This is a genomic window from Phenylobacterium sp., from assembly GCF_031360265.1.
In the GTDB taxonomy this organism is placed as follows: domain Bacteria; phylum Pseudomonadota; class Alphaproteobacteria; order Caulobacterales; family Caulobacteraceae; genus Phenylobacterium.
This window is the reverse complement of sequence record NZ_JANMBF010000091.1, coordinates 1-3,367: the sequence shown is the minus strand read 5'-3', so window position 1 is coordinate 3,367 and position 3,367 is coordinate 1. Positions and strand designations below refer to the sequence as shown.

Sequence of the window (3,367 nt, the reverse complement as noted above, 5' to 3'; positions counted from 1 at the left end):
GCGCGGACGATGGCCTCTTCCGGACCCTTTTGAAACCCGGGCCGCGCGTCCGGGCGGCCTGGCATGGCGCGCTCGACCTGATCTTTCCGCCGCAGGCCATCGACGGCGGCGCGGCCTTGGCCGGAGGATTGTCGGCGGCGGCCTGGAGTCGCATCCGGTTCCTCGACGGCCCGGTGTGCGATGGTTGCGGCACGCCCTTCGACTACGACATCGCCGCCAGGTGCGCCGCCTGCCTGGCCCGGCCGCGCGCCTTCGACGCCGCCCGCGCCGCCTGCCTCTACGATGAGACCTCGCGCGATCCGATCCTCAAGCTGAAGCACGCCGACCGGCTGGACCTCGCGCCGCTGTTCGCCCGCTGGCTGTCGCGCGCGGCGCACGACCTGCTGGCGGATGCTGACGCCCTCGCGCCGGTCCCGCTGCACCCGGCGCGCCTGCTCAGCCGCCGGTACAATCAGGCCGCCGAGATTGCGCGGCCGCTGTCGCGCCTCAGCGGCGTAGCCTACCTGCCCGACGCCCTGATCCGCCGCCGCGCCACGGAGACGCAAGGTGGCAAGTCCGGGTCCGGACGGCGTCGCAACGTCGCCGGCGCTTTCGACGTCCCGTCCGGCCGCCGCGCCCAGGTTGCCGGCAGGCGGATCCTGCTGATCGACGACGTGATGACCACCGGCGCCACCGCCGAGGGCTGCGCGCGGGCGCTGAAGGCCGCCGGCGCCGCGCGGGTGACGGTCGCGGTGATCGCCAGGGTTCAAGAAATGCCGGGACTCACCATATGAACCTTCTACGGTCGCATCGCGCTTGAAGGTCCATGTCCCAGGTCACCATCTACACCAAGCCCTATTGCCCCTTTTGCGTGCGGGCGCTCGGCCTGCTGGAGGACAAGGGCGTCGACTTCACCGAGATCGAGGCGGGCTTCGATCCGGACCTGCGCCGCGAAATGGTCCAGCGGTCGGGCGGCAGCGCGACCTTTCCGCAGATCTTCATCGGCGAACGCCACATCGGCGGCTGCGACGAGATGATGGCCCTGGAACGCTCAGGCCAGCTCGATCCCCTGCTGCACGACGCGGCGTAGCGTCATCCCTGCCTTACTGGGCGCGGGATGATATGACGCCGCCATGAAAGTCGCCCTGATCCAGACGCGCACGCCGGCCACGCAGGAGGCCGCGCTCGCCCACGTCCTGCCGCTGGTCCGCGAGGCCGCGGCGGCGGGCGCGGCGTTCATCGCCACCCCCGAGGGGACCAACGTCCTGCAGAAGGACCGCGCGATCCTGCTGCCGATGCTCAAGCGTCTGGACGGGGATCTCGTGGTGGCAGGTCTGCGTCAGGCGGCGGCGGATCTTGGCGTCTGGGTCCTGATCGGCTCGGCCCTGGTGGAGCGCGAGGACGGCAAGGCGGCCAACCGAGCGGTGCTGATCTCGCCCGCCGGCGCGGTCACCGCGACCTACGACAAGTTGCATATGTTCGACGTCGACCTGCCCAGCGGCGAAAGCGCCCGGGAATCGGCGACCTATGAGCCCGGCGACCGGGCGGTCACCGCGCGGGCGGGCGACCTGAAACTTGGGCTGACCGTCTGCTACGATCTGCGCTTCCCGGCGCTCTACCGCGCCCTGGCGCTGGCCGGCGCCGAGGTGATGACTATCCCGGCGGCCTTCACCCGGCCGACCGGTGAGGCGCACTGGGAAGTGCTGATGCGGGCCCGGGCCATCGAGACCGGATCCTTCGTCCTGGCCCCGGCGCAGGGCGGGCGCCACGAGGACGGCCGCGGCACCCATGGCCACTCGCTGGTGGTCGCGCCGTGGGGTGAGGTGGTGGCGCATCTCGACCACGACGAGCCCGGCGTGTTGCTCGCCGACCTGGACCTGGCCGCCTCCGGCAAGGCCCGCGCCGCGATCCCGGCCCTGGCCAACGCCCGCGCCTTCGCCGCGCCCGAGCCGCTCGGATGATCAAGTACGCGCTCCTCTGCGACCGCGAGCATGCCTTCGAGGGTTGGTTCGCCGCCTCGTCCGATTTTGACGATCAGCAGGGGCGGGGCCTGATCGAATGCCCTGTCTGCGGCTCCAAGGCGGTGCGCAAGGCGATCATGGCGCCGGCGGTCAGCGGGACGAAGACGCGCGGCGCCGACGCGGGGCCGGCTCAACAACACGCCGTCATGATGGAGGCCATGGGCCGCATCCGCCGCCACGTTGAAGCCAACTTCGATGATGTCGGCGACGGGTTCGCCAATGAGGCCCGCGCCATCCACGAGGGCCGGTCCGAAGAGCGCGGCATCTATGGCCAAGCCACCTCCGCCGAGGTCCGCGATCTAGTCGAGGACGGTGTGCCGATCGCCCCCCTGCCGCCCGAGCCGCCGAAGAAGACGGACTTGAACTGAGCAGAGATTCGCGGCCTGCCTACCGGAAGGCGATTTCGCTCGGCGTTGAGCTGATCGACGGCGGCATGGATAGCGTGTTCCAGGGCGTGGGGATCGGCGAAGGTCTGATGGGCGAGGTGGTTGGCCTTGAGTGGGTCCCAGACGATCTCGATGTCGTTGAGTTCGGGGCGTACTTGGGCGGCCACTCGACGGCGAGCCAGTGCTCGCGGGCTTGGAAGGCGGCCCGGCTCGCCTTGCTGAGGTGGATGGGGCCGTTGTCGAGCACCAGCACGACAGGCTTTTTGCGTCGTCCCGGCTTGGGACCGTAGATGCGGTCCAGTTGCTCCAGATGGCCGATGAAGTCGGCGCTGGTCTTGGCGCGGCTGGCGCGGACGACGAGCTTGCGCGCGCCGAAGTCCAGCGAATCCATGCCACCGTCGCACCGTGTCCTCGCAAACCGCGAAGGCCTCGCCGATCCGCGAACTGGTCCAGCCCGCCAGCGTCAACAGGATCGCCCGCGCCCGATCCGCCTCGCCCCGATCCCGCGAAACAGCCAGCGCCCGCAGCCAAGCTCGCTGTTCCGCCGTGGCCGCCACCGGCGACTGGCCCGCGATCACCCGCCCTCCGAATCAGATCGGATCAGCGAATCACGCTCCCCTTCCGTTGGGAATCCTCGGCAAGCCTGCCTAGTCGTTGACCTTGAGGTTGGTCGCCGAGGTCTTGCCGCTGCGCCGGTCGGCTTCGAGGTCGTAGGCGACCTGCTGGCCTTCGTTCAGTCCGCGCAGGCCGGCCTGCTCGACCGCCGAGATGTGCACGAACACGTCCTGGCCGCCGTCGTCGGGCTGAATGAAGCCGAAGCCCTTGGTGGGGTTGAACCACTTCACCGTGCCCGCGCCGGCGCCGGCCGGGTCGCCGGAGGGTCGGCCACCGCCGCCACCGCCACCGCCACCGCCACCGCCAAACCCGCCGCCGCCGCCGCGCGGACGGTCAAAGCCGCCCCCGCCCCCGCCGCCGCCGAAG

6 protein-coding genes and 1 pseudogene are annotated in these 3,367 nt (G+C 70.8%); 4 read left to right on the top strand and 3 right to left on the bottom strand.

Features of this window, described 5'->3' with window-relative positions:
• Positions 1-29 precede the first annotated feature (29 nt).
• From RMN86_RS08040 to RMN86_RS08025, 4 genes are read left to right on the top strand one after another with little or no spacing between them, the layout of a single operon-like run.
• Complete coding sequence (locus RMN86_RS08040) at positions 30-773, top strand: phosphoribosyltransferase family protein (protein WP_309605313.1); 744 nt, start codon at positions 30-32, stop codon at positions 771-773.
• Between the two features lie 32 nt (positions 774-805).
• Positions 806-1,069, top strand: coding sequence for a glutaredoxin 3 (gene grxC, locus RMN86_RS08035; protein WP_309605311.1), 264 nt, complete (start codon positions 806-808; stop codon positions 1,067-1,069).
• Between the two features lie 43 nt (positions 1,070-1,112).
• A complete protein-coding gene (locus RMN86_RS08030; protein ID WP_309605310.1) occupies positions 1,113-1,940 on the top strand; it encodes a carbon-nitrogen hydrolase family protein in 828 nt (275 codons plus the stop codon).
• Positions 1,937-2,368: a DUF1178 family protein gene (locus RMN86_RS08025; protein WP_309605309.1), complete on the top strand. Its 432-nt coding sequence runs from the start codon at positions 1,937-1,939 to the stop codon at positions 2,366-2,368. Before RMN86_RS08030 ends, RMN86_RS08025 begins: the two co-directional genes overlap by 4 nt.
• 19 nt (positions 2,369-2,387) lie before the next feature.
• Here the strand turns inward: RMN86_RS08025 and RMN86_RS08020 are convergent, their stop codons facing one another.
• The 3 genes and pseudogenes from RMN86_RS08020 to RMN86_RS08015 form a co-directional block, all read right to left on the bottom strand.
• Positions 2,388-2,777: a transposase gene (locus RMN86_RS08020; protein ID WP_309605308.1), complete on the bottom strand. Its 390-nt coding sequence runs from the start codon at positions 2,775-2,777 to the stop codon at positions 2,388-2,390.
• Positions 2,778-2,823: 46 nt separating this feature from the next.
• Positions 2,824-2,943, bottom strand: a pseudogene (locus RMN86_RS18140) (hypothetical protein); the annotation flags it as partial.
• Positions 2,944-3,033: 90 nt separating this feature from the next.
• Positions 3,034-3,231, bottom strand: a complete 198-nt coding sequence (locus RMN86_RS08015; protein ID WP_309605312.1) for a cold-shock protein — start codon at positions 3,229-3,231, stop codon at positions 3,034-3,036.
• Positions 3,232-3,367: the final 136 nt, after the last annotated feature.

Coding starts and splice junctions, on each gene's coding strand:
- grxC (WP_309605311.1), top strand. CDS start 806: ATGTCCCAGGTCACCATCTACACCAAGCCCTATTGCCCCTTTTGCGTG.
- RMN86_RS08030 (WP_309605310.1), top strand. CDS start 1,113: ATGAAAGTCGCCCTGATCCAGACGCGCACGCCGGCCACGCAGGAGGCC.
- RMN86_RS08025 (WP_309605309.1), top strand. CDS start 1,937: ATGATCAAGTACGCGCTCCTCTGCGACCGCGAGCATGCCTTCGAGGGT.
- RMN86_RS08020 (WP_309605308.1), bottom strand. CDS start 2,777: ATGGATTCGCTGGACTTCGGCGCGCGCAAGCTCGTCGTCCGCGCCAGC.